Annotated in this window: 25 protein-coding genes; 16 read left to right on the forward strand and 9 right to left on the reverse strand. The window is 50.4% G+C overall.

All coding sequences use genetic code 11. From position 1 onward, the window contains the following. Positions 1-416 precede the first annotated feature (416 nt). Both OGY15_RS10215 and OGY15_RS10220 read left to right on the forward strand, forming a co-directional pair. Entirely contained in the window at positions 417-1,163 is a 747-nt protein-coding gene (locus OGY15_RS10215) for a MipA/OmpV family protein (protein ID WP_151218982.1), read from the forward strand. Positions 1,164-1,322: 159 nt separating this feature from the next. Next, positions 1,323-2,177 (forward strand): aldo/keto reductase, encoded by an 855-nt coding sequence (locus OGY15_RS10220; protein ID WP_252838263.1) that lies wholly within the window; start codon positions 1,323-1,325, stop codon positions 2,175-2,177. Positions 2,178-2,289: 112 nt separating this feature from the next. Here OGY15_RS10220 and OGY15_RS10225 read toward each other — a convergent pair whose 3' ends face one another. Then, on the reverse strand, positions 2,290-3,174 hold the full coding sequence (locus tag OGY15_RS10225) for a D-hexose-6-phosphate mutarotase (protein WP_151218984.1): 885 nt from the start codon (positions 3,172-3,174) through the stop codon (positions 2,290-2,292). A gap of 268 nt (positions 3,175-3,442) precedes the next feature. After that, complete coding sequence (gene gapA / locus OGY15_RS10230) at positions 3,443-4,438, reverse strand: glyceraldehyde-3-phosphate dehydrogenase (protein ID WP_003030697.1); 996 nt, start codon at positions 4,436-4,438, stop codon at positions 3,443-3,445. A gap of 341 nt (positions 4,439-4,779) precedes the next feature. On the opposite strand from gapA, the gene msrB reads away from it, so the two are divergent. Together msrB and OGY15_RS10240 are read left to right on the forward strand one after the other, a co-directional pair. Continuing rightward, positions 4,780-5,193, forward strand: a complete 414-nt coding sequence (msrB, locus tag OGY15_RS10235; RefSeq protein ID WP_252838264.1) for a peptide-methionine (R)-S-oxide reductase MsrB — start codon at positions 4,780-4,782, stop codon at positions 5,191-5,193. Between the two features lie 42 nt (positions 5,194-5,235). Beyond that, positions 5,236-5,511: a YeaC family protein gene (locus tag OGY15_RS10240; protein WP_151218986.1), complete on the forward strand. Its 276-nt coding sequence runs from the start codon at positions 5,236-5,238 to the stop codon at positions 5,509-5,511. 44 nt (positions 5,512-5,555) lie between these two features. Here the strand turns inward: OGY15_RS10240 and yajD are convergent, their stop codons facing one another. After that, positions 5,556-5,900, reverse strand: a complete 345-nt coding sequence (gene yajD / locus OGY15_RS10245) for an HNH nuclease YajD (protein WP_003030690.1) — start codon at positions 5,898-5,900, stop codon at positions 5,556-5,558. A gap of 94 nt (positions 5,901-5,994) precedes the next feature. After that, entirely contained in the window at positions 5,995-7,248 is a 1,254-nt protein-coding gene (gene chiD, locus OGY15_RS10250; protein WP_278237882.1) for a chitinase ChiD, read from the reverse strand. Positions 7,249-7,545: 297 nt separating this feature from the next. Here chiD and OGY15_RS10255 point away from each other — a divergent pair, with 297 nt between their 5' ends. The 8 genes from OGY15_RS10255 (at position 7,546) to OGY15_RS10290 (ending at position 16,287) form a co-directional block, all read left to right on the forward strand. Continuing rightward, the gene (locus OGY15_RS10255; RefSeq protein ID WP_286539010.1) at positions 7,546-8,622 is read left to right on the forward strand and encodes a zinc-binding dehydrogenase; all 1,077 of its coding nucleotides are present in this window, start codon (positions 7,546-7,548) and stop codon (positions 8,620-8,622) included. 27 nt (positions 8,623-8,649) lie between these two features. After that, positions 8,650-10,029 (forward strand): MFS transporter, encoded by a 1,380-nt coding sequence (locus OGY15_RS10260; protein WP_286539011.1) that lies wholly within the window; start codon positions 8,650-8,652, stop codon positions 10,027-10,029. A 17-nt stretch (positions 10,030-10,046) separates the two neighbouring features. Next, positions 10,047-11,090 carry an NAD(P)-dependent alcohol dehydrogenase gene (locus OGY15_RS10265; RefSeq protein WP_278237884.1) on the forward strand — a complete coding sequence of 348 codons (1,044 nt, stop codon included), beginning with the start codon at positions 10,047-10,049 and terminating at the stop codon, positions 11,088-11,090. 24 nt (positions 11,091-11,114) lie between these two features. After that, on the forward strand, positions 11,115-11,951 hold the full coding sequence (locus OGY15_RS10270) for a ketose-bisphosphate aldolase (RefSeq protein WP_278237885.1): 837 nt from the start codon (positions 11,115-11,117) through the stop codon (positions 11,949-11,951). Positions 11,952-11,955: 4 nt separating this feature from the next. Further along, a complete protein-coding gene (locus tag OGY15_RS10275) occupies positions 11,956-12,903 on the forward strand; it encodes a carbohydrate kinase family protein (RefSeq protein ID WP_278237886.1) in 948 nt (315 codons plus the stop codon). A 9-nt stretch (positions 12,904-12,912) separates the two neighbouring features. Next, positions 12,913-13,896, forward strand: coding sequence for an NADH-dependent methylglyoxal reductase (gene ydjG / locus OGY15_RS10280; protein WP_278237887.1), 984 nt, complete (start codon positions 12,913-12,915; stop codon positions 13,894-13,896). A 136-nt stretch (positions 13,897-14,032) separates the two neighbouring features. Next, on the forward strand, positions 14,033-14,791 hold the full coding sequence (locus tag OGY15_RS10285; protein ID WP_048211911.1) for a DeoR/GlpR family DNA-binding transcription regulator: 759 nt from the start codon (positions 14,033-14,035) through the stop codon (positions 14,789-14,791). Between the two features lie 137 nt (positions 14,792-14,928). Next, positions 14,929-16,287, forward strand: coding sequence for an MFS transporter (locus OGY15_RS10290; protein WP_278237888.1), 1,359 nt, complete (start codon positions 14,929-14,931; stop codon positions 16,285-16,287). Between the two features lie 36 nt (positions 16,288-16,323). Here the strand turns inward: OGY15_RS10290 and pncA are convergent, their stop codons facing one another. From pncA to sppA, 3 genes are read right to left on the reverse strand one after another with little or no spacing between them, the layout of a single operon-like run. Further along, positions 16,324-16,962, reverse strand: a complete 639-nt coding sequence (gene pncA, locus OGY15_RS10295) for a bifunctional nicotinamidase/pyrazinamidase (RefSeq protein WP_286539012.1) — start codon at positions 16,960-16,962, stop codon at positions 16,324-16,326. Between the two features lie 14 nt (positions 16,963-16,976). Further along, positions 16,977-17,993, reverse strand: a complete 1,017-nt coding sequence (ansA, locus tag OGY15_RS10300) for an asparaginase (protein WP_151225356.1) — start codon at positions 17,991-17,993, stop codon at positions 16,977-16,979. A 55-nt stretch (positions 17,994-18,048) separates the two neighbouring features. After that, on the reverse strand, positions 18,049-19,905 hold the full coding sequence (gene sppA / locus OGY15_RS10305) for a signal peptide peptidase SppA (RefSeq protein WP_187252561.1): 1,857 nt from the start codon (positions 19,903-19,905) through the stop codon (positions 18,049-18,051). Positions 19,906-20,079: 174 nt separating this feature from the next. Here sppA and OGY15_RS10310 point away from each other — a divergent pair, with 174 nt between their 5' ends. The 3 genes from OGY15_RS10310 to OGY15_RS10320 all read left to right on the forward strand — a co-directional run bounded on the left by OGY15_RS10310 (position 20,080) and on the right by OGY15_RS10320 (position 23,742). Next, a complete protein-coding gene (locus OGY15_RS10310) occupies positions 20,080-20,631 on the forward strand; it encodes an NAD(P)H nitroreductase (RefSeq protein ID WP_286539013.1) in 552 nt (183 codons plus the stop codon). Between the two features lie 116 nt (positions 20,632-20,747). Next, on the forward strand, positions 20,748-21,791 hold the full coding sequence (gene selD, locus OGY15_RS10315; RefSeq protein ID WP_187252559.1) for a selenide, water dikinase SelD: 1,044 nt from the start codon (positions 20,748-20,750) through the stop codon (positions 21,789-21,791). A 4-nt stretch (positions 21,792-21,795) separates the two neighbouring features. After that, complete coding sequence (locus OGY15_RS10320) at positions 21,796-23,742, forward strand: DNA topoisomerase III (RefSeq protein WP_286539106.1); 1,947 nt, start codon at positions 21,796-21,798, stop codon at positions 23,740-23,742. Between the two features lie 49 nt (positions 23,743-23,791). Here the strand turns inward: OGY15_RS10320 and gdhA are convergent, their stop codons facing one another. Beyond that, positions 23,792-25,135 (reverse strand): NADP-specific glutamate dehydrogenase, encoded by a 1,344-nt coding sequence (gene gdhA, locus OGY15_RS10325; RefSeq protein WP_286539014.1) that lies wholly within the window; start codon positions 25,133-25,135, stop codon positions 23,792-23,794. 237 nt (positions 25,136-25,372) lie between these two features. Here gdhA and OGY15_RS10330 point away from each other — a divergent pair, with 237 nt between their 5' ends. Then, positions 25,373-25,648: a YnjH family protein gene (locus OGY15_RS10330; RefSeq protein ID WP_286539015.1), complete on the forward strand. Its 276-nt coding sequence runs from the start codon at positions 25,373-25,375 to the stop codon at positions 25,646-25,648. On the opposite strand, the gene OGY15_RS10335 is transcribed toward OGY15_RS10330, so the two are convergent. Then, a complete protein-coding gene (locus tag OGY15_RS10335) occupies positions 25,608-26,021 on the reverse strand; it encodes a pyrimidine (deoxy)nucleoside triphosphate diphosphatase (RefSeq protein ID WP_151225358.1) in 414 nt (137 codons plus the stop codon). The two genes, OGY15_RS10330 and OGY15_RS10335, sit on opposite strands and share 41 nt — an antisense overlap. Positions 26,022-26,100 lie beyond the last annotated feature (79 nt).

The following is a 26,100-nucleotide window of genomic DNA, read 5'->3' on the forward strand; positions in this document are numbered from 1 at the left end:
TTTTTTAGCACATGTTAAGAGCCGTTCATATGAATAGTAGAGGCCCCTGAAGAGGTAAACTGAACGACGTCGTTGCCGAAGAAATAAGCAACTCTCATGCCATTGTGGTGGTCAGGAGATCAACGTATTCGGTGATACACCTTCTAAAATTAAGCGTAGATGGCATTTGCAAAACTTGCCTGTGCGCGCAAATGAATTTCAATGGCATATCAATAACTCATCGGCAAAAAAAGCACATCTAATGTAAAGATATGGGGCAGGATTCATGCGGTGTTCACCTTCCTGCAAGCAAATTGTCATCACTCGCTGAGAAATTAGGGGGTTACATTCTGGGGGGAATACGTAAAATAGTTGGGTTGAAGCGTATTGGCGGTTACACTTTGACCGCTACACATTTGAATAAGGAATTATGGACTGTGACCAAACTCAAACTTCTGGCATTGGGCGTCCTTGCCGCAACCGCAGTTAGCACCGCACAGGCGGAAAGTCAGTGGACTGTTGGTGCTGGTGTCGGCGTGATTAACAGCCCGTACAAACAGTATGACCGCGATGTTTATCCCGTTCCGGTTGTTACCTATGAAGGCGATAACGTCTGGTTCCGCGGTCTGGGTGGCGGCTACTATCTGTGGAATGACACGGCAGATAAGCTCTCCATCATGGCGTACTATGATCCGACGCACTTCAAGCCGGGTGATAGCGATAGCCATGCTCTGCGCCAGCTCGACAAGCGCAAAGGCAGCTTGATGGCTGGCCTCTCGTATGTACACAACACCCAGTATGGTTTCCTGCGCACCGCACTGGCGGGTGATACCCTGGATAACAGCAACGGCTTTATCTGGGATCTGGCCTGGCTCTACCGTTACACCAATGGTGCGCTGACTCTGACGCCGGGTATCGGTGTGCAGTACAGCAGCGAAAACTACAACGACTATTATTATGGCGTTTCCAATAAAGAGTCTCGCCGCAGTGGCCTGAAAAGCTACAACGCTGACGATGGATGGGATCCGTTCCTGGAGCTGACTGCGAGCTATAACTTCCTTGGCAACTGGGACGTATACGGCACAGGCCGTTATGTGCGTTTGAGTGATGAAGTGAAGGATAGCCCGATGGTTGATAAATCCTGGTCTGGCATCTTCTCGGTGGGTGTGACCTACAAGTTCTGATATCACTGCGTGTCAAATACTAGCCCGCTGAGATGCGGGCTTTTTTACATCATTAAAATTAAGATAACCCCCAGATCATGATGGTGCAATTTGTGCACCTTAACAGGACATATGCCAGTAGTTTTGCTTTACTGTGGTGCATCAACACAGGAGGGTGCGATGACCGTGAAACAGGTGATGTTTACAAAACAGGTATCACTTCCTGCTATTGGGCAGGGTACATGGTATATGGGCGAGGATGCTGGCCGACGCCGGGATGAAGTATCTGCGCTGCGGGCTGGTTTGGATCTCGGCCTGCGGCTGATCGATACCGCCGAAATGTATGCTGATGGTGCAGCGGAAGAGGTGGTTGGTGAAGCATTGACGGGGTGCCGTGATAGCGCTTTTTTAGTCTCGAAAGTTTACCCATGGAATGCGGGTGGGCAGAAGGCCATTGCTGCTTGTGAAGCGAGTCTTCGCCGACTGAAAACCGATTATCTGGATCTCTACTTGTTGCACTGGACGGGAGATTTTTCATTTGCCGAGACCGTTGACGCCATGGAAGTGCTTATCGCACAGGGCAAAATTCGCCGTTGGGGGGTGTCTAATCTCGATTACGATGATATGCAGGCGTTATGGCAGGTCGCTGGTGGGCGGGAATGTGCAACTAACCAGGTGCTCTATCATCTGGCATCGCGCGGTATTGAATATGATTTACTGCCGTGGTGCCAGCAGCAGCAGATGCCGGTCATGGCTTACAGTCCGCTGGCTCAGGCGGGGCGATTGCGCAGTGGCTTGCTTTCTAACCCTGTGGTCAACGACATCGCACACACACACCATGTTAGCGTCGCGCAGATTTTACTGGCGTGGGTGATTCGTCTTTCGGGCGTGATGGCGATCCCAAAAGCGGCAAGCGTAGCGCATGTCGAACAAAATGCTGCCGCGTTGGAAATCATGCTCTCGGTTGATGAACTGAAGCTGTTGGATGAGGCATATCCGGCACCAAAAGGTAAAACGGCGCTGGATATGGTCTGATTTGTCAAATGACGATGCTCAGGTCTCCGGCTACGTGTTGTTTGTAGGCCGGATAAGGCGTTAGCCGCATCCGGCATGGTGCTCTGAGCTGTTTCAGGCAATGGATACAATCTTAGCGTTTAGCAACCTGAATGGTTTGCGCCAGGCGAGACGGTTTCTCGGCGGTAGTTTTCTGCGGTTCGGTCGCGTAAGCCGTTTCGACGCAAACAAACGTTTTGTAGCCATCATCCGGCATGTCACCCATGCTAATGGATAGCGCCGGGCCCGGGTTCCAGCCGACAACGTTCAGATGGTGGTGATGGATCACGTTAATATTGCGATTCAGCGCATCATCATGAATGACGCTGCACGCTTGCGGATTCAGATAAACACGATCGGTGCGGTCTGGGAAAGTCTGAATGCCGTCAGCCAGTACATCTTCTTTAGCATCATTCACTTTATCGATCAGGCGATCGCCAAGACCACTGACTTTCACTGCCGCAATATCACCGACGTTGAAATAGGTATGCAGCGCGGAGGTGGTTTCAAACTCACCGTGAGCTTCCAGTTCCATCTCGCAGGTGGCGCCTACTTTGAAGCGGGCTAGCAAGCAGAATTCGTGTGGCCACAGCTGACGCGTTTCAGCGCTACTTTGCAGCTCAAATGTCAGGACCACGCCATTGTCGTCTTCATTGTGCGCTTTCAGCGTCCATGGCAAGTTACGAGCAAAACCATGAGAAGGCAAACCTTGTTGAGTCGCCGGGCCAAACCACGGCCAGCAAATGGGGACGCCGCCACGCAGCGCTACGCCGGTTTTGAACGGGGTATTGTTACTTAGCCACAGGACTTCCTCTTCGCCGTTTGGTTTCCAGGATAGAAGATGTGCGCCCTGCAGCGCGAAAGAAGCTTTAACCTGTGGGTGATCGACAACAAGAACCTCAAGCTCATCAAGCTGACGGCGGGATAGGACAGGGGTAATTTGTTCGATTACCGGAAGTGCAAAAATTTTATTAATCATTACGCAATCCTTTTTAACCTTGAATAATTCGGGTTGCAGGACGGCGGCAAGTGAACGACAAATTCGTCAGGAACGAATTTGAACAACCGAAGGTTGCCTTCGGTCAGGGACATGGATGTCCCTGATTCACCTCGATGAGCTTACTGTAGTAAGCGATTCGAGTGAGAGAGCGTAGCCAACACACCTGCAACTTGAAGTATGACGGGTATCTTCAGGCAAAAAAAAGAGCGACCAGAGTCGCTCTTACAGATTACTGTTTCATCTCAACTTATTTGGAGATGTGAGCAATCAGATCCAGAACTTTGTTAGAGTAGCCGGTTTCGTTGTCGTACCAGGATACCAGTTTCACGAAGTTGTCGTTCAGTGCGATACCTGCTTTAGCATCGAACACGGAAGTGCAAACTTCACCGTTGAAATCGGTAGATACTACGTCGTCTTCGGTGTAACCCAGAACGCCTTTCATCGGGCCTTCGGAAGCAGCTTTGATTGCTTTCTTAATTTCTTCGTAAGAAGCAGCTTTTTCCAGACGAACGGTCAGGTCAACAACGGATACGTTCGGGGTAGGAACGCGGAACGCCATACCAGTCAGTTTGCCGTTCAGTTCTGGCAGAACTTTACCTACAGCTTTAGCAGCACCGGTAGAGGACGGGATGATGTTCTGGGATGCGCCGCGGCCGCCGCGCCAGTCTTTGTGAGACGGGCCATCAACGGTTTTCTGAGTAGCGGTGGTCGCGTGAACAGTTGTCATCAGACCTTCGATGATGCCGAAGTTGTCGTTGATAACTTTAGCCAGCGGAGCCAGGCAGTTAGTGGTGCAGGAAGCGTTAGAAACGATGTCCTGACCTTCGTATTTGTCAAAGTTAGCGCCTTTAACAAACATCGGAGTGTTATCTTTGGACGGACCAGTCAGAACCACTTTTTTCGCGCCAGCAGTGATGTGCTTACGAGCGGTTTCGTCTGTCAGGAACAGGCCAGTAGCTTCAGCAACTACGTCAACACCAACTTCGTCCCATTTCAGGTTAGCCGGATCACGTTCAGCGGTAACACGGATTTTTTTACCGTTTACGATCAGATGACCGTCTTTCACTTCAACGGTACCGTTGAAACGGCCGTGAGTGGAGTCATATTTCAGCATGTAAGCCATGTAGTCAGCGTCTAACAGGTCGTTGATTGCAACGATCTCGATGTCAGAGCGTTCTTGAGCAGCACGGAAAACAATGCGACCGATACGGCCAAAACCGTTGATACCTACTTTGATAGTCATATATTCCACCAGCTATTTGTTAGTGAATAAAAGGTTGCCTGTAAAATTACAAAAACCTTACGCAGCGTCAAGCGGAATCGTGTCAATCATTGCGACAAATCAATCTGCTGCCTAAGCTTTGCGCAACTGACTCGCCTCACTCTTCCTTTGGGCTTGGAACCACATGGGGTCGGCGGCCCGAATTTTAAAGGGCAATTAAGATAAAAACGTGAGTCTGATCACGAATTACAGGCTGCCATTTCGCAAGGATCAAGTTTAGAACAAAAGTTCGCACTCCGGTGTTAATGTTTTGTTAGAATCTGTCTCGCAATGTGAGTTTAGATAAAGTGAGATGTGAGCAAATGGCTAATCAACCTTCTCCAGAAGAACTGAAAAAAAATTTAACCGAAATGCAGTTCTACGTGACGCAGAATCACGGGACAGAACCGCCATTTACCGGGCGTTTGCTGCATAACAAGCGTGACGGCATCTACCATTGTCTGATCTGCGATAAACCGCTATTTCTTTCCGAGACAAAATATGACTCTGGTTGCGGCTGGCCCAGCTTTTACGAGCCCGTCAGTGAAGAGGCTATCCGTTACATAAAAGATACGTCACATGGCATGCAGCGCATTGAAATTCGCTGTGGTAACTGTGATGCGCACCTCGGACACGTCTTTCCGGATGGCCCTAAACCTACCGGTGAACGTTACTGCGTTAACTCAGCGTCTTTGAACTTCACCGATGGTGAAAACGGTGGGCAAACCAAGGGCTGAGGAAACGATTCAGCAAATTATTCTACGAAGAGTGGATTTAACATGAATCTTGATGAGATGATCAACAGCATGACGCCGGAAGTTTACCAGCGCTTATCTACAGCCGTTGAACTCGGAAAATGGCCGGATGGCGTCGCGCTAACGGCAGAACAAAAAGAGAACAGTTTACAGCTGGTGATGTTATGGCAGGCGCGAAACAATATTGACGCGCAGCATATGACGATTGATACCAATGGTGAGATGGTGATGAAGAGTAAGCAACAGCTGAAAGTGGAATTTGGTATTATGCCCGAACCGATTGCGACGTTTAAATCCTGATTATCCAGGCCCGACAAACATCGGTGTCGGGCCCGCAGTTGATGTTATTTCTTATTCATCATCGCTTTCAGATCGGCAAACGGATTATATTTCGCCTCGCCGACGTCTTTCTGCGCATCTTCCCCCGCCACTACAGTAGAACCATACTGATCCACCTCAGTATATTTCGAATGCTCATGATCGTGGCAATACAGGCACAGCATCTCCCAGTTGCTACCATCTTCCGGGTTATTGGAGTGATCGTGATCGATGTGATGTACCGTCAGCTCGCGCAGATTGGAATACACGAACTCACGTGAACAACGTCCGCAAACCCAGGGGAAGAGTTTTAGCGCCTTTTCCCGGTATCCGACTTCCAGACGGGCGTAATTTTTAGGGATAAAAGCCATAAAAGCGCATGCCTCCAGTAGATAATGAAGAGCTGCGCCAAAAGCTGGCGCAGCAGAATGGGCTAATCATAACCTATTGTGTCAGGCGTTGGGATCAGTGTTTGATGCCTAGCGAATCGGCTAACTGCTTCGCCAATTGATTATTGTCATCTGCGCCGTACTCCCAGAACATGGCGCCTCCCAACCCTTTGCTTTTGATGTAGTCGGCTTTTATCGCCACCGAACGCGGATTTTCATAGGAGAGGGCAAAGAGTGTTTTTCCATCCGCAGACTGCACCGACAGCCACGGCACTTTCGCTTCATCATCCCAATGTTGGCTAAAGCGTTTTTGCGGATCGTTGATCAACTTCGCCACAATATCGTTGTACTTCACATAGGTATCTTTGCTCAGATCGACGCCCAGTGATTTGAACAACTCAATTTGCGCTGGCCCGAAATAGGGCTGGGTAGCCGGTTTTTTCTGCGCGTCAGGTTTGCTCCAGTCAATGCCTGGCTCAATGGCGCGTTTTGGTACGCGTCCATAAAAGCCAATGCCCAGATTCATTTGGCTCGGTTTCAGACCGGCTGCGAGATAGTTACTGACCACAAAATCGGCGCTGTACTTATCCGCCGCAGCGACCGTCGGCCATTGCGTCGAATTATACAGGTTCGAGTTAAAATACTGGGTGCCGTAAGCCATGTCATAGGTCATCAGGTTGATGTAATCGAGCGATGGCGCAATGGCTTTCACATCTACCCAGCTTTTCGGACTTTCCGCATTCGCACCCACGGCGATGGTTAGCAGTTTTTTATGACCTAACGCGGCACGCAGTTCTGTTAACAGCGCGGTAAAGTTCGCGCGGTCGGCTGGTTGGCTTTCAACCAGCCCCCATGCCCCGTTAACCGGATATTCCCAGTCAAGGTCGATGCCATCAAGTCCATATTTCGCAATTATCTCCTGCGCAGACTGAATAAACACCGCGCGTGATTCTTTCGTTGCTGCAGCCCCAGAGAAACCGCGTGCGCCCCAGCCGCCGACGGAAAGCAGAACTTTCAGGTTCGGATTCTGTTTACGCAGCTGTGGAATTTTCAGCAAATCATCCTGCACTTTCTGTGAAAGCCAAATTTGATGGAGCTTGCTGGCATCTTTTAAGGCGTCATTGGTCTCGTCTTTTTCATTGTTATAGACAAGACCAAAAGAATAGTTGAGATGGGTTATCTGACGAACATCCAGTTTATTGATGTCGCCACCAGGACCCGCGGTGACATCGCCACCGCCATTGAAATAGCCAACAGACATCAGCGAACTGGCGGAAACAACGCTCGCGCAGAGCAGGGGTAATGCTGCCAACAAAGGCAAAAGTTTCATCGGTGTTCCTCTTTGACATTTAAACAAGCAAACACGCCACGGAAATGGGATGGCGAAAAAAAACAGCACTTTCAGGTTAACAGTTTCATAACAGAAAAAATGCGAAAGGGTTCACGGCATTTTAGCCAGGCGGCTACGATGTGCCTTTGGCTTTCCGTTTATTCTGGCACTTATTTGTGATCTAAGTTGTGAAATGCAGATTGATATCTTTGTTTTAAAGATTTTATGTTGACCTCAAAAATTATATGGATAAATATGATGCCAGGTGATGCAAAACTAAACACAAAGGAAAATTCAATGAAAGCACTGGCAAGATTTGGCAAGGCCTTTGGCGGCTACAAGATGATTGATGTCCCGGAACCGGTATGCGGCCAGGATGACGTAGTGATTGAAATTAAGGCGGCAGCTATCTGCGGCGCGGACATGAAACACTATAACGTCGACAGTGGATCTGATCAGTTCAATTCGATTCGTGGTCACGAATTTGCCGGCCAAATTGTGCAAGTTGGCGATAAGGTTAAGGACTGGAAAGTCGGTCAACGAGTGGTTTCTGACAACAGCGGGCACGTCTGTGGCGTTTGTCCGGCTTGCGAGCAAGGTGATTTTCTTTGTTGTACAGAAAAGGTGAATTTAGGTCTGGATAACAATACCTGGGGAGGTGGGTTTTCAAAATATTGTTTGGTTCCTGGGGAGATCCTCAAAATTCACCGTCATGCGTTGTGGGAAATCCCAACAGGCGTTGATTATGAAGAGGCGGCTGTACTCGATCCTATCTGCAATGCCTACAAATCTATCGCTCAGCAATCCAAATTTCTTCCGGGTCAGGATGTGGTGGTTTTTGGTACAGGCCCACTAGGACTTTTTTCCGTACAAATGGCGCGCATTATGGGGGCCGTTAATATCGTGATGGTCGGGCTGGAAGACGATGTCGCGGTGCGTTTCCCGATAGCCAAAGAAATGGGGGCCACGGCTGTCGTCAATGGTTCGACCGAAGATGTGGTCGCACGTTGTCAGGAGATCTGCGGGAAAGACAATCTGGGACTGGTCATCGAATGTTCCGGTGCAAATATTGCCCTGAAACAATCTATCGAAATGCTGCGTCCTAACGGTGAAGTTGTCCGCGTGGGGATGGGCTTCAAACCTCTCGATTTTTCTATTAACGACATCACTGCGTGGAATAAAAGCATCATTGGTCATATGGCCTACGATTCCACTTCCTGGCGCAATGCTATTCGCCTGCTCGCGAGCGGTGCGATAAAAGTCAAACCGATGATCACTCACCGTATCGGCTTATCCCAATGGCGAGAAGGTTTTGACGCGATGGTCGATAAGACCGCGATTAAGGTCATCATGACCTACGACTTTGATGAATAACCCCATTTATTAAAGGAAGGTTCCCGGATGGAACAAATAGCAAAACCGCACTGCGGCGCGAGGTTGGACAGGCTGCCTGACTGTCGCTGGCATACGTCAATGTTTGCCATGGTTGCCTTCGGATTACTGGTTTGCTGGAGTAATGCTGTCGGCGGATTAATTCTCGCGCAGTTAAAAGAACTTGGCTGGACTGATAATTCTACTACCGCCACGTTCTCTGCCATTACGACAGCTGGAATGTTCCTCGGTGCGCTCGGTGGGGGAATTATTGGCGATAAAATCGGGCGTAAAAACGCGTTTATTCTGTATGAAGCGATTCATATTATTTCTATGATAGTGGGTGCGTTTTCACCCAATATGACTTTCCTGATCGCCTGTCGCTTTGTGATGGGCGTTGGATTAGGTGCGTTGCTGGTCACTTTATTTGCCGGGTTTACGGAATATATGCCTGGCAGAAATCGTGGTACCTGGTCGAGTCGGGTTTCGTTTATCGGCAACTGGTCTTACCCGCTCTGTTCACTGATCGCGATGGGGCTGACGCCACTTATCAGCGCAGAATGGAACTGGCGCGTACAGCTGTTGATTCCAGCAGTACTGTCGCTCATAGCAACTGTTATTGCCTGGCGCAGTTTCCCTGAGTCGCCTCGCTGGCTTGAATCTCGCGGTCGCTACCAGGAAGCCGAAAAGGTGATGCGGGTAATTGAAGAAGGTGTCATTCGACAGACCGGTCAGCCTCTGCCGCCAGTCGTGATAAAGGATAATGGCAAACAACCGCGTTCTGTACCGTACTCCGCCTTATTAACCGGCGTATTGCTGAAGCGGGTTATTTTGGGTTCTTTTGTTCTGATTGCCATGAACGTCGTTCAGTACACATTAATTAACTGGCTACCGACAATATTTATGACCCAGGGTATTAATCTGAAAGACTCCATTGTCTTAAATACGATGAGCATGTTCGGTGCGCCGTTTGGGATTTTTATCGCCATGCTGGTCATGGATAAAATTCCGAGAAAAACAATGGGGGTGGGGTTATTAGTGTTAATTGCAGTGCTGGGTTATATCTATTCGCTACAAACCAGTATGCTGCTAATTACATTAATCGGTTTTTTCCTGATTACCTTTGTCTATATGTATGTTTGTTATGCCTCCGCTGTATATGTTCCGGAAATATGGCCGACCGAAGCGAAACTTCGCGGTTCGGGACTGGCCAACGCTGTCGGGCGTGTCAGTGGTATCGCCGCACCTTATGCGGTCGCAGTATTACTTAATGGTTACGGTGTGACAGGGGTGTTTGTACTGTTAGGTGTGGTCTCCATCATTGTCGCTATTGCCATTGCTACCATCGGAATTGAAACCAAAGGCGTCTCTGTCGAAAGTCTTGGGATTGATGTAGTTACCAGCAAATAATATTGACGGGAAATAAAATGAAAAACTCGAAAGCGATATTAAAAACGCCGGGCACGATGAAAATCATCGCCGCCGATATTCCGGTGCCCAATGAACATGAAGTGCTGATTAAAGTTGAATACGTTGGTATTTGCGGTTCAGATGTTCACGGTTTTGAATCAGGTCCTTTTATTCCACCGAAAGATCCTCATCAGGAAATTGGTCTGGGGCATGAATGCGCCGGTACGGTGGTGACGGTAGGTAGCCGTGTAACCAAATTTAAACCGGGTGATCGGGTGAATATTGAACCCGGTGTACCGTGCGGTCACTGCCGCTACTGCCTGGAAGGGAAATACAACATCTGCCCTGATGTTGACTTTATGGCCACGCAGCCCAACTATCGCGGCGCGCTAACCCACTATCTTTGTCATCCAGAGAGTTTCACTTACAAATTGCCCGATAACATGGACACCCTGGAAGGTGCGCTGGTGGAACCTGCAGCTGTAGGTATGCATGCTGCAATGCTGGCAGACGTTAAACCGGGTAAGAAAATCGTCATTCTCGGGGCGGGGTGTATTGGTTTAATGACTCTGCAAGCGTGTAAATGCTTGGGCGCAACCGAGATCGCGGTGGTTGATGTGCTGGACAAACGTCTGGCGATGGCCGAACAACTCGGGGCGACAGCCGTTATCAACGGTGCAAAAGAGGACACCATTGCCCGCTGCCAGCAGTTTTCTGGCGATATGGGCGCGGACATTGTTTTCGAAACTGCCGGTTCAGCCATCACCGTTAAGCAGGCGCCGTATCTGGTGATGCGCGGAGGGAAAATCATGATCGTCGGTACAGTACCCGGTGATTCCGCAATTAATTTCCTCAAAATTAACCGCGAAGTGTCTATTCAGACCGTTTTCCGTTACGCCAACCGCTATCCGGTTACTATTGAAGCCATATCCTCCGGCCGGTTCGATGTGAAATCGATGGTGACGCATATTTACGATTATGCAGATGTTCAGCGCGCGTTTGATGAATCCGTTAATAACAAAAGCGAAATTATTAAAGGCGTAATTAAAGTAAATCATTAATTTATCGAAAAGGGAGAAATAACTATGCTGGCAGATATTAAATATTGGGAAAATGATGCCCAAAATAAACATTATGCGATTGCTCACTTCAACGTGTGGAATGCAGAAATGCTAATGGGGGTGATTGATGCGGCTGAAGAATCAAAATCGCCAGTGATTATCTCCTTCGGTACTGGTTTTGTGGGTAACACCTCGTTCGAAGATTTTTCGCACATGATGGTTTCAATGGCTAAAAAGGCCTCGGTTCCAGTTATTACCCACTGGGATCACGGACGCAGCATGGAGATTATCCATAATGCCTGGACTCATGGCATGAATTCGCTGATGCGTGATGCCTCTGCTTTTGATTTCGAAGAGAATATTCGTCTGACAAAAGAGGCCGTGGATTTTTTCCATCCGCTGGGTGTGCCGGTCGAAGCTGAACTGGGCCATGTGGGCAATGAAACGGTATATGAAGAAGCACTGGCGGGTTATCACTATACCGATCCGAACCAGGCGGCGGAATTTGTCGAGCGTACCGGCTGTGATTCGCTGGCGGTGGCGATTGGTAATCAGCACGGCGTCTATACCTCAGAGCCGAAACTGAATTTCGACGTGGTTAAACGCGTGCGGGAAGCCGTATCCATTCCACTGGTGCTGCATGGTGCGTCGGGTATCAGCGATGCGGATATCAAAAAAGCCATTTCATTAGGTATCTCTAAAATCAATATTCATACCGAACTGTGCCAGGCTGCCATGGTGGCAGTGCAGGAGAACCAAAATCAGCCCTTCCTGCACGTTGAACGTGAAGTTCGCAAAGCGGTAAAAGAGCGCGCGCTGGAGAAAATTAAATTGTTTGGTTCTGACGGTAAAGCGGAATGACAATATGGATAATATCGAGGTTATTTGTATAGGGGCTGCTATTGTTGATATTCCTTTGCAGCCTGTGAGTAAAAATATCTTTGATGTCGACTCTTATCCGTTAGAACGAATAGCGATGACAACCGGCGGCGACGCAATTAATGAAGCGACAATTATTTCTCGTCTTGGGCATCGTACAGCGTTAATGAGCCGGGTAGGTGCTGATGCAGCAGGCCATTTTATTCTCGACCACTGTCGTCGGGAGAATATAGATATTCTGAGCCTGAAACAGGATGCCGCAATTGATACATCTATTAACGTGGGATTAGTCACCGCCGATGGCGAGCGTACTTTTGTGACTAACCGTAACGGCAGTCTGTGGAAGCTGAATATCAGCGATGTTGATTTTGACCGCTTCTCGCAGGCAAAACTGCTGTCGTTGGCGAGTATTTTTAATAGCCCGTTACTGGATGGCGATGCACTGACGGCAATTTTCACTCAGGCGAAAGCGCATCGGTTAATTATCTGCGCGGATATGATCAAACCGCGGCTTAATGAAACACTGGAAGATATCCAACAGGCATTGAGCTACGTGGATTATCTGTTTCCTAATTTTGAGGAGGCAAAACTCCTCACCGGGAAAGAGACGCTGGATGACATTGCCGACAGTTTCCTGAACTGTGGTGTGAAAACAGTTGTGATTAAGACCGGCAAGAGAGGCTGCTTTATCAAGCGTGTCGACATGAAAATCGAGGTTCCAGCCGTTTCTGGAATTACCGCCATCGACACTATCGGCGCGGGAGACAATTTTGCCTCGGGATTTATTTCCGCACTGCTTGAAGGCAAAACCCTGCGTGAATGCGCGCTGTTTGCTAATGCAACGGCAGCCATATCGGTTTTGAGCGTAGGGGCCACGACGGGTGTGAAGAACAGAAAGTTGGTTGAACAACTTCTCGATGAATATGAAGGATAATAGCGGCAGATGAAAATGATTCCTTTAGGCAATACGGATATTACGCTTTCCCGCATGGGATTAGGCACCTGGGCGATTGGCGGCGGTCCGGCATGGAACGGCGATCTCGATTTGCAGGCCTGTATTGATACCATTGTTGAGGCGCATCGCTGCGGTATTAATTTGATTGATACCGCGCCAGGTTACAACTTCGGTAATAGTGAGGTGATTGTCGGACAGGCACTGAAAAAGCTGCCGCGTAACGATATCGTTGTTGAAACCAAATGCGGCATCGTCTGGGAGCGAACAGGAAGTTTGTTTAACAAAGTGGGCGACCGGCAGTTGTATAAAAATCTCACGCCCGAGTCGATTCGCGAAGAGGTGGATGCCAGCCTGCAAAGACTGGGTATTGAGAGCATTGATATCTACATGACCCACTGGCAGTCGGTCGAACCCTGTTTTACGCCGATTGCGGAAACCGTCGATACACTAAACGCACTCAAGAAAGAGGGGAAAATTCGTTCTATTGGTGCGGCGAACGTTGATGCGGAACATATCAGGGAGTATCTCAAACACGGTGAGCTGGATATCATCCAGGCTAAGTACAGCATCCTTGACCGGGCACTGGAGGCTGAACTGCTGCCGTTATGCCAGCAGCATGGCATCGTGGTGCAGGTATATTCACCGCTTGAGCAGGGGCTGCTGACCGGAACTATTGATCGCGATTATATCCCAGGCGGAGCGCGGGCCAACAAAGTCTGGTTCCAACGGGACAATATGCTACGGGTGATTGACATGCTTGAGCAATGGCGGCCATTGTGCGAAAAATACCGCTGTACAATCCCCGCGCTGGCACTGGCGTGGATTTTACAGCAAAGCGATTTAATCACCTTGCTGAGCGGCGCAACCGCACCTGAACAGGTTCGTGAAAATGTTCAGGCATTAACGATTTCCCTGACCGATGATGATTCTTTATTGATGAGGCGAATGGCTGAGGCATTGGATACAATATAGGCCAAATGGGAGCTACCTCTGTTTCTGTGTAAAATAGTATTAAAATCTGTGATTCAGACATGTTCTTTTGAAAATAAACATAGCCTGTGAGATACTTGGGTCTTATTATTACTTTGCAGGAAACAGAGGTGTCATCGTGGCGGCAAAAGACAGGATTCAGGCCATTAAGCAAATGGTGGCGAATGATAAGAAAGTAGCGGTATCTAATTTAAGCTCGATCTTTCAGGTAACTGAAGAAACGATTCGCCGCGATCTGGAAAAACTGGAAGATGAAGGTTTTTTGACCCGAACATATGGCGGTGCTGTACTCAACACCACCGCGTTGTCCGACAATATCCATTTTTATAAGCGTGCAAAATCTTTTTTTGAAGAAAAGCAGATCATTGCCCGTAATGCATTACCGTTTATTAAAAATAAGACCACCATGGCTGCAGATTCCAGCAGTACCGCGATGGAATTATTGAAACTGTTGAAGGAAAGAAACGATCTGACGCTACTGACCAACTCAGCTGAAGCTTTTCATGAACTGGCACAGTCAGAGATTAATGTTGTTTCAACTGGCGGTGAATTAAATAAGAATACGCTGTCGCTTCAGGGAAGGATCACCAAGGAGATTATCAGCCGCTATCATGTTGATATCCTGGTGATGAGCTGCAAAGGTCTGGATATGCAGAGCGGAGCGCTTGACTCTAACGAAGCGGAAGCGGAAATCAAAAAGACGATGATCCGCCAGGCGACCGAAGTAGCTCTGTTAGTTGATCATTCGAAGTTCGATCGTAAAGCGTTCGTCCAGCTCGTGGACTTTAGCCATATTAATTACCTGATAACCAATAAGGCACCGGGTGCAGAGTGGATTGCATTTTGCAAAGAGAATAATATTCAACTCGTATATTAATTTTAACGTGGGTCGTGTCGATATTATTTTAATTTGCACCTGGGAAATGCCATAAGAATCTAATGATGATGGATGGCGCGGCAAATTTTTTGCCGCGATCGCCATACTTTCTATTTAGCTTAATTTGAGGCATCCAGATGGAACAATGTGACCCTATCGGTGCAAGATTAGATCGCTTACCTTTATCTCGATTTCATTTTCGTATTTTCGGCATTATCAGTTTTAGTTTATTAGTCACCGGTTTTCTCAGCTATTCCGGGAATGTGGTATTGGCAAAATTAGTCAGTACCGGTTGGTCTAATAATTACCTCAACGCCATGTTTACCTCGGCTCTGATGTTTGGCTATTTTATTGGTTCACTAACCGGTGGCTTTATTGGTGATTATCTTGGTCGACGCAAAGCGTTCCGCTTCAATTTGCTGATCGTCGGGATCTCTGCCTGTGTGGCAACGTTTGTGCCTAACATGTACTGGCTTATCTTTTTCCGCTTCCTGATGGGGAGTGGAATGGGAGCGCTAATTATGGTGGGCTATGCCTCATTTACTGAATTTATTCCGCCCGGGGTACGTGGGAAGTGGTCTGCTCGCCTGTCGTTTGTCGGCAACTGGTCGCCGATGCTGTCCGCGGCAATTGGCGTTGTGATTATCGCCTTTCTAAGCTGGCGGATGATGTTTTTACTCGGTGGCATGGCAATGCTCTTAGCATGGTATCTGTCGGGGAAGTACTATATTGAATCTCCTCGTTGGCTGGCTGGCAAAGGACAGAGAAACGAAGCTGAAAAACATCTTCTGCAGGTGGAACTCCAAATTCAGAAAGAAAAAAACATCACTTTACCTTCCTGTCATAGCGATTGCCTGACGACTGATATATGCACGGAAAGTGATTCATTTTGGCTCTTGTTCAAAGGGGCGATGTTGCGTTGCACGCTGGTGGCAATCACCGTGCTTATCGCGATGAATATTTCGCTCTATACTATTACGGTATGGATCCCGACGATTTTTGTTAATTCGGGAATAGATGTGACGAAATCTATTTTTATGACCGCGATAATTATGATTGGCGCACCCGTTGGAATATTTATCGCCACACTGATTATCGATCGTTTTCCACGGCGATTGTTTGGTTCATTCTTGTTGATTATTATCGCGCTGCTCGGCTATTTCTATTCAATTCAAACCGAAGAGTGGGCTATTTTGAGCTATGGGCTGGTGATGATCTTTTTTTTGTATATGTACGTGTGCTTTGCCTCTGCGGTATATGTCCCCGAACTGTGGCCCACACACCTTAGATTGCGGGGATCAGGCTTTGTGAATGCTGTGGGAAGAATTGTCGCAGTATTTACTCCCTATGGCGTCGCAATCTTATTGACCCGCTACGGCTCGATCACGGTCTTTATCGTGCTAGGCATAATGCTGGTGCTGTGCGCTCTGATTCTTTTTTGCTTTGGCATCGAAACACGCAAAGTTTCGCTGGAAGAGATTTCAACACTGGCTTGAGATAACGTGCCGACAGGGGGATCCTGTCGGCATCAATTAGCGTTGGGTTTCCAGCCAGTCATCAAGTGTATACAGCGTTGCGCCCGCCGCCGCCATATCTATAAAGGCGTTTACACTGTCCTGGGGTTGAATATTAACGCCACGGCAACCGTCGGTAATAACGCTGACGGTATAACCCAAGTCGAGCGCATCGAGAACGGTAAATTTGACGCAATAATCAGTTGCCAGCCCCATGATGATGAGGTCGGTAATATGATGTTGCTGTAGCCACGCATTCAGTGCTGTAGCCTGGCGACGACCGTTATCAAAAAACGCACTGTAACTGTCGACCAGCGGGTTCTCGCCCTTGGTAAAGGTTTGAGTTATTGCCCGCTGGTTCAGCAGTGGATGCAGGCTTGCACCTTCGCTGTGCTGTACGCAATGGTCAGGCCAGAAGGTTTGCGCGAGGCCATCGAGTTGTCCCTGACTGTAGGGGGCAACCTGATGCTGACTGGCAAAGCTGCCGTGATGAGCCGGGTGCCAGTCCAGGCTGGCAACGACGGTGTCACCGCGTATGGCACACCAGTCAATCAGACGGTTGGCAATATCAATTGTGCTGTCGCCTTGCGGAACGGCGAGCGCACCACCGGCACAAAAGTCATTTTGTAAATCGACCAACAGTAAGGCTCGGGTCATGGGCATAAACTCCTTTATTCGTCCGGGGTAAGCTCACCGCGCAGATTTTGCGTCATTGCTTCACGAATGGTCTGCGTATCCAGTCCCTGACTCAGTAAATAGTGCAATTTGGTGAGCGTGGCTTCGACCGTCATATCCGCGCCGCCAATCACACCCGCATGTGCCAGGGCATTCCCCGTCGCATAGCCCCCCATATTTACCTTGCCGGACATGCACTGGGTCAGGTTAACCACCACAATGCCACGTGAGCTCGCATCTTCAAGTTCTTGCAGAAACTCTTTATTTTGCGGCGCATTGCCCACGCCGTAAGAACGCAGAATTAACGCTTTTACCGGCTGGCGCAGGAAGTTTCGCACCACATCAGCGGAGATACCGGGGTAAATGGTGACCACGCCAATCGGTTGTGGCGTAATAGGGTGCACAATCAGTTCGCCGGTGCCATGTGGTGCAGGCGGTGTCCCCAGGCGACGAATGTGGATCCCTGCCTCCAGCAGCGGTGCAAGGTTGGGTGAGGCAAAGGCGTCAAAACCATCGGCGTGCGCTTTAGTGGTACGGTTGCCACGAAATAGTCGATTGTTGAAAAACAGAGTCACTTCATTAATCGGATAATTTGCCGCAACGTACAGCGCATTGAGCAGGTTGATTTGCCCGTCTGAGCGTAGCTCGGCTAACGGTATTTGTGACCCTGTCACAATTACGGGCTTACCCAGATTTTCCAGCATAAAAGAGAGCGCCGAAGCCGTAAACGCCATGGTGTCGGTGCCGTGCAGAATAACAAAGCCATCATAATCGTTGTAGTGCGCTTTAATGTCTTCCGCAATATGCTGCCAGTCTTCCGGTGTCATATCGGAGGAATCCATCAGCGGGGCGTATTCGTGGATGGTGAAGTCTGGCATCTCCGGACGGTGGAATTCAGGCATCAATGCCAGCTGGCGCTGCAGGTGACCGGAAACGGGAATATAACCCTGTTCTGAGCGCTGCATACCAATGGTACCGCCGGTATAGGCAACGTAAATTGATTTTTTCTGCATGACTTTTCTTCTGTCTCAAAGAAAACCCCTCTTCATCCCGAAGAGGGGTCAATAGTTAGCGAACGTTGGCGCAGGTCAGGCAAAACGCATAGCGGTTTTGCGGATCGTTGAATGCGGCCAGCTTATCGCTTTCGGCTTTTACTGCACTGGCCGCAGAGGCCAGCGGTGGCGGGAGCATAGCCTGTATGGCGTCAGGTAACATGGCACGAACGGAGCCTGACATGCTGTTCATCACCATATCAACGAATGTTGGTTCGTCCTGATAATACTCAATGTGCCACTGTTTCAGTTTGCCAAGCTCAGCCGCTTTCGCGATGGCGTCGTCAAAATCACCGAGGCTATCTACCAGACCGTTGGCCTTCGCATCCTGACCGGTCCAGACGTGGCCCTGGGCGATTTTGTCAATCTGCTCAGGCGTTGTCTTACGCGCATCTGCGACCAGCGTGATAAAGCGCTTGTAGCCGTTCTCAATGCTCAGTTGCATCATCTGCTGCACTTCCGGCGGTAATGCTTTGGTGACGGAGATATCCGCCAGCGGGGAGGTCGCTACGCCGTCAGTATGTACGCCGATAGAGTCCAGGCTATTTTCAACGGTATTGATCACACCAAAGATGCCGATTGAACCGGTCAGAGTGCTGGGGTTCGCCACAATGTAGTTGGCTGGCGTGGAGATCCAGTACCCACCGGAGGCTGCCATGCCGCCCATGGACACCACAACCGGTTTACCCGCCGCTTTTGCCGCAGCCAGCTCAGCACGGATCACTTCAGAGGCGCTCACGCTGCCACCAGGGCTGTTTACGCGCAGAACAATGGCTTTCACTTTCGGATCAAGACGTGCTTCACGGATTTGTGCGGCAGTGGTGTCACCGCCCACATTCCCAGGCGTTTCTTCACCGTCCATAATCGCGCCATTGGCGAAGATAACGCCAATACTGTCGCCAGTGTCGGCCGGGGTTTTCAGCGTGTAATCGTAATAGCTGATGGCGCGGTAGTTTTTATCCGCTTTGCTCCAGCCAAACTGTTTGGTCAGCATTTTTTCGACTTCAGCGCTGGAGGCGAGTGCATCCACCAGTTTGTTGTCGAGCGCATATTTCGCGGTATCACCATCGACTTTCGTCAAACCGTCCAGCATGGCCTGCGCGCCGGGGAACACCTGTTGCGCAGGGATTTGGCGGTTGGCGGCGACCGTGTCGAGATAGTTCTGCCACAGCTCGCCGATCCAGCGGCTGTCTGCTTCACGCGCGGCAGGAGACATATCATCGCGGATAAATGGCTCGACGGCAGACTTATAGGTTCCGACGCGGAACACGTGTGTGGAAACTTTCAGCTTGTCGAGCAAGGATTTGTAGTACAGGCCGTTGGTGGCAAAGCCGTGCAGATCAACGGAACCTTGTGGAGAGAGGTAAATTTTGTTGGCAAAACTGGCGAGATAATACTGCCCCTGGCTGAAGTTATCGCCCACGGCAAAGACCGGTTTACCGCTATCGCGGAATTCCCGTAGCGCTTTGCCGATATACTGCATGGACGGCTGATCGGCCCCGGCAAAGTTTTTCAGGTCCATCACGATACCGGTGATGTTGCGGTCATCTTTCGCCTGGCGAATGGTATTCACGATATCGAACAGGGAGTTTTCCTGCAGACGATCGGAACTGGCGCCAAACAACTGACGGCCAATAACGCTTAAGCGACTGGTACTCGAGGGCTTATCAACAATCACGCCCGAGATATCCAGCAGCAGTGCGCCTCGCTCAGCATGTTCGCTGGTGTTGCTGCTACTGACCTGCATCCAGATGCCCACACCAACCAGCACCAAAAAGATGAAGAACAGGTTAAGCACAAATTCACGGACGAAATTGAGTAATCGCCATGTCCATTTAAAAAATCCGGCAATAAATCGCCACAGGGTTCGCATGTATTCTCCCTACCGATTAACAACACGCCACCCGAAATTCCGGAGAAAGGCGTTAAGATGAGGCTATCGTAATGACCCGACAGGCACTTGTCAGCAGGAATCGCCGCCTGTGCTGTAACAAAATCCGCTCACGTGTTAATTTTGTGAACAAATTTCATTGTTGGAGTTAAGCAAATGGATGCACTCGAATTACTTATCACCCGTCGTAGCGCTTCTCGTCTCGTCGAGCCAGCCCCGACAGGAGAGCAACTGCAAAATATTCTGCGGGCGGGAATGCGCGCTCCGGACCACAAAACGCTGCAACCGTGGCAATTCTATGTCATTGAGGGAGAAGGGCGTGAACGCTTTAGCGCCGTACTTGAGAAAGGCGCGATTGCCGCAGGTAGCGATGAAAAAGCTCAGGAAAAAGCGCGCAGCGCACCGTTTCGCGCGCCGCTGATTATTACCGTGGTGGCGAAATGTGAAGAAAACGACAAGGTTCCGCTGTGGGAACAGGAAATGTCTGCCGGTTGTGCAGTAATGGCCATGCAGATGGCGGCAGTTGCCCAAGGCTTTGGCGGTATCTGGCGCAGCGGTGCATTAACCGAAAGTGCGGTTGTTCGCGAAGCATTCGACTGTCGTCCACAGGATAAAATCGTCGGTTTCCTCTATCTGGGCACACCGCAGCTCAAACCCTCCTCGACGATTAACCTGGCCGATCCGAGCGCATTCGTCCGTTATTTCTGATAACAACGGCAAAACTGTCTGGATTATGAGCAAAGAGACCCGAATTCAGACAGTCACTCTTACCACATCATGGAATGAGCGCTACCATATCCGGATTGCACTGACAGGAGATGTCCATGAGCGAGCAAGCTATTCGTTTAACGCAATACAGCCACGGAGCCGGTTGCGGTTGTAAAATTTCCCCCAAAGTACTGGAAACCATCCTGCACAGTGAGCAGGCGAAGTTTGTTGATCCGAACTTACTGGTGGGTAATGAAACACGCGATGACGCGGCGGTATACGATCTGGGGAACGGTACCAGCGTAATCAGTACCACCGATTTTTTTATGCCGATTGTCGATAATCCGTTTGATTTTGGGCGTATTGCCGCCACTAACGCCATCAGCGATATTTTCGCCATGGGCGGCAAACCGATTATGGCAATTGCTATTCTTGGCTGGCCGCTTGATAAGCTGGCGCCGGAAATCGCCCGCGAAGTCACCGAAGGTGGGCGCTTTGCCTGCCGTCAGGCGGGTATCGCGCTGGCGGGCGGTCACTCTATTGATGCCCCTGAGCCTATCTTTGGTCTGGCGGTAACCGGTATTGTCCCGACCGAACGTGTGAAGAAAAACAGCACCGCCGAGGCAGGATGCAAACTGTTCCTGACCAAGCCGCTGGGGATTGGCGTCCTGACTACCGCAGAAAAAAAATCACTGCTGAAGGACGAACACAAAGGACTGGCGACGGAAGTGATGTGCCAGATGAACATTGCTGGTGCGGCATTCGCCGACATAGACGGCGTGAAAGCCATGACCGACGTTACTGGTTTTGGTCTGCTGGGACATCTGAGTGAGATGTGTCAGGGGGCCGGCATTCAGGCGCAGATCGTCTACCAGGATATTCCTAAGCTTCCCGGTGTTGAAGAGTACATTGCACTGGGCGCAGTGCCGGGTGGCACCCAGCGTAACTTTGCCAGCTACGGCCACCTGATGGGTGAAATGCCGCAGTCGGTACGCGATCTGCTCTGCGATCCGCAAACCTCCGGCGGTTTGCTACTGGCGGTAACGCCGGAAGCTGAGGCTGAAGTTAAAGCGGCAGCGGCGCAGTTTGGCATCGACCTCACCGCGATTGGTGAGTTAGTGGAAGCTCGTGGCGGTCGCGCCATGGTTGAGATCCGTTAACTCGATGCGGTTGTTTATTGCCGAAAAACCGAGTCTGGCGCGCGCTATCGCCGATGTGTTGCCAAAGCCACATCGCAAAGGTGACGGCTTTATTGAATGCGGAAACGGACAAGTGGTGACCTGGTGCATCGGTCACCTGCTTGAGCAGGCGCAGCCAGACGCCTACGACAGTCGCTATGCTCGCTGGAGTCTGGTCGATCTGCCGATTGTCCCGGAAAAGTGGCAACTGCAGCCGCGTCCCTCAGTGACCAAGCAACTTAACGTCATTAAGCGTTTTTTGCATGAGGCCAGTGAAGTCATTCACGCAGGTGACCCCGATCGTGAGGGGCAACTGCTGGTGGATGAAGTGCTGGATTACCTGCAACTGGCGCCTGAAAAGCGCCAGCAGGTGCAACGTTGCCTGATTAACGACCTTAACCCGCAGGCTGTGGAGCGGGCTATTGAGCGTCTGCGCGCCAACAGTGAGTTTATTCCGCTGTGCGTCTCGGCGCTGGCGCGTGCGCGTGCCGACTGGCTGTACGGCATCAATATGACGCGCGCTTACACCATTCTTGGGCGTAATGCGGGTTATCAGGGCGTACTTTCGGTCGGACGCGTACAGACGCCAGTGCTCGGCCTGGTGGTGCGTCGCGATGAAGAGATTGAAAACTTTGTCGCCAAAGACTTCTTTGAGGTAAAGGCGCATATCGTGACGCCTGCTGATGAGCGGTTTACCGCTATCTGGCAGCCGAGCGAAGCGTGTGAGCCGTATCAGGATGAAGAAGGGCGCTTGCTGAATCGCACGCTGGCTGAACACGTGGTAAACCGCATTAACGGTCAGCCAGCGATAGTCACCAGCTATAACGATAAACGGGAATCAGAATCTGCGCCGCTGCCGTTCTCGCTGTCGGCGTTGCAGATTGAAGCGGCGAAACGCTTTGGCTTAAGCGCCCAAAACGTTCTGGATATCTGTCAGAAGCTGTATGAAACCCATAAGCTGATTACCTATCCGCGTTCGGATAGCCGCTATCTGCCGGAAGAACACTTTGCCGGACGTCACGCGGTGTTGAACGCGATTAGCGTTCATGCGCCGGATCTGCTCCCACAACCGGCGGTCAATCCAGATACGCGAAACCGCTGTTGGGACGATAAAAAAGTGGATGCGCACCACGCCATCATTCCTACCGCACGCACTGCGTCCATCAACCTGAATGACAACGAAGCGAAAATCTACAACCTGATTGCCCGTCAGTATCTGATGCAATTTTGCGCGGATGCGGTATTCAGGAAGTGCGTTATTGAGCTGGACATCGCCAAAGGCAAGTTTGTCGCCAAAGCACGTTTTCTGGCGGAAGCCGGATGGCGCACGCTGCTTGGCAACAAAGAGCGCGACGAAGATAACGACGGGACGCCGTTGCCGGTGGTGGCAAAAGACGACGAGTTGCTGTGTGAAAAAGGCGAAGTGGTTGAACGCCAGACTCAACCGCCACGACACTTTACCGATGCCACGCTACTGTCAGCAATGACCGGGATTGCGCGCTTTGTGCAAGACAAAGATCTGAAAAAGATCCTGCGTGCAACGGATGGCCTGGGAACGGAAGCCACACGCGCCGGGATTATCGAGCTGCTGTTTAAACGAGGTTTTCTGGTGAAAAAAGGGCGTTATATCCATTCCACCGATGCCGGAAAAGCGCTATTTCATTCACTACCTGAAATGGCGACGCGTCCGGATATGACCGCGCACTGGGAATCTATCCTGACCCAAATCAGTGAAAAGCAGTGTCGTTATCAGGACTTTATGCAACCGTTGGTGGGAACGCTGTATCAGCTTATCGATCAGGCGCGCAGCACACCGGTACGACGCTTTCGTGGAATTGCTGCACCGGACGGTGGTGGTGGCGATAAGAAAAAGAGTGCGCCGCGTAAACGCCCGGCGAAAAAAAGCCCGCCATCTGAAGAGGCGGGCGTGTAGTTTCCAGGTCGGATAAGGCACGTGTGCCGCATCCGGCGTACGGAATGAATTAGATCACTCCCTGGCCCAGCATCGCGTCGGCAACTTTCACGAAGCCCGCGATGTTGGCGCCACGTACGTAGTTGGTTTGCTTGCTTTCGCCGCCGTACTCAACGCAGGCATGGTGAATATCCAGCATGATGTGGTGCAGGCGCGCATCCACTTTCTCCGCTTTCCAGCCCAGACGTGCGGCGTTCTGCGCCATTTCCAGACCGGATGTGGCGACGCCACCGGCATTGGCGGCTTTACCCGGCGCAAACAGTACGCCCGCTTCGAGGAACTGGTCGGTGGCTTCGATGGTGGTCGGCATGTTCGCGCCTTCAGCCACGGCCTTGACGCCGTTGGCGATAAGCATTTGCGCGGCTTCCACATCGAGTTCGTTCTGCGTGGCACACGGTAGGGCGATGTCGACCGGAACTGACCACGGTTGTTTGCCTTCCAGGTAGGTCAGGCCAAACTCACGGGCATAATCTGCTACGCGACCGTCGCGGCTGTCTTTGATTGCGCACAGCCGCGCCAGTTTTTCTTTGGTAAATCCGCTTTCATCGACCACAGTACCGCTGGAATCGGAGGCGGTAACCACCCGCGCGCCAAACTCCATGGCTTTCTCAATGGCGAATTGGGCTACGTTACCGGAGCCAGAAACCGCTACGCGCATACCTTCAAAGCCCAGACCATGGCGTTTGAGCATCGCTTCGGTGAAATACACCAGACCGTAGCCGGTCGCTTCCGGGCGGATCAGACTGCCGCCGAAAGAGAGACCTTTACCGGTAAAGACGCAGGCGCTGTTGTTGGAGAGTTTTTTCATCATCCCGGCCATAAAGCCGACTTCACGGCCGCCCACACCGATATCGCCCGCCGGAACATCTGTATCGGGACCTAAATGGCGGAACAGTTCGGTCATCAGCGCCTGGCAGAAACGCATGATTTCGCCTTCACTTTTCCCTTTTGGATCGAAATCGCTCCCGCCTTTACCTCCGCCCATTGGTAGCGTGGTGAGGGCATTCTTAAACGTCTGCTCGAAGCCAAGGAATTTCAGGATCGACAGGTTCACGGAAGGGTGGAAACGCATACCGCCTTTGTATGGGCCAATGGCAGAGCTAAACTGCACGCGCCATGCGCGGTTGACCTGCACCTGATTGCGGTCGTCCAGCCAGACTACACGGAACTGGATTACGCGCTCCGGTTCAACCAGACGTTCCAGCAATGACATCTGGCGATAACGCGGGTTTTGTTCAAGGAAAGGCCACAGCGTGGTCATCACCTCACTAACGGCTTGCGCGAACTCGGTCTGATTCGGGTCGCGCTTTTGCACATGGTTAAGGAATGACTCCAGAGAACATGTCTGATCCATAGATATAAGAACCTCTTATGTATTGATATGGTTATATTTTTGATTTTTGTGTTAAGTGTTGTGCAGTTTTTGACTATACCATCAGCACTGTGACGCGACGCAAGAAAAAATTAACCCCGCTAAGTAAATTAATATTGCGTCGTGGGTCATAACTAAAAGCGATGATCGAAGAGGCTAAAGTTTCTGCCGATTTATACCGTTATACTGAGCATAATTGTCAGTTAAAAAGGAAAGAATATGCGCCGTTTAATCGTGGCAGGCGTGTTGGCCCTGGTGTCCAGCGCGACGCTGGCAAATCAGCTTTATCGCCTGGACGTGCAGGTGAATGTACCGCCGGAAGTGTTTAGCTCCAGCGGTCAGCGGGCGCAACCCTGTAGTCAGTGCTGTATTTATCAGGATCAAAACTACTCAGAAGGGGCAGTGATTAAAGCGGACGGCGTTTTGCTTCAGTGCCAACGCGATGAAAAAACGATCAGCACAAATCCGCTGGTCTGGCGTCGCGTAAAAGAATAAACGCTTCCAGTAGTGGGATATCAGCAGGCGCCAGCGGATAACGCAGCGCCTCTTCGGGTGAACACCAGACGATATCCTGATGTTCATACGCTTTCAGTTCCCCCTGATATGACGGTACATGCCAGGCATGTAAGTGAATCAGTCGGCCCGAAACTTCGCGTTGATGGCTGGCAATGTAGCGACCCACGACCGCCTCAATGCCCAACTCTTCACGCAATTCACGGATCAGCGCCTCGGGTTGATTTTCGCCCGATTCAACCTTGCCGCCCGCAAACTCCCACATCCCTGACTGATCTGTATGCTGCGGACGTTGAGCCAGTAAAATTTTGCCATCACGTTCAATAATAGCGGCGACCACGTCGAGGGTTTTCATTATATTCATCAAGATCTAATGACAGAAAATGACATACTATCGTTATCTTTGTTTTATCTAAAGTATTCAGGAGCAACCG

The sequence above is a fragment of the Citrobacter sp. Cu231 genome (assembly GCF_030332265.1).
GTDB lineage: Bacteria > Pseudomonadota > Gammaproteobacteria > Enterobacterales > Enterobacteriaceae > Citrobacter > Citrobacter meridianamericanus.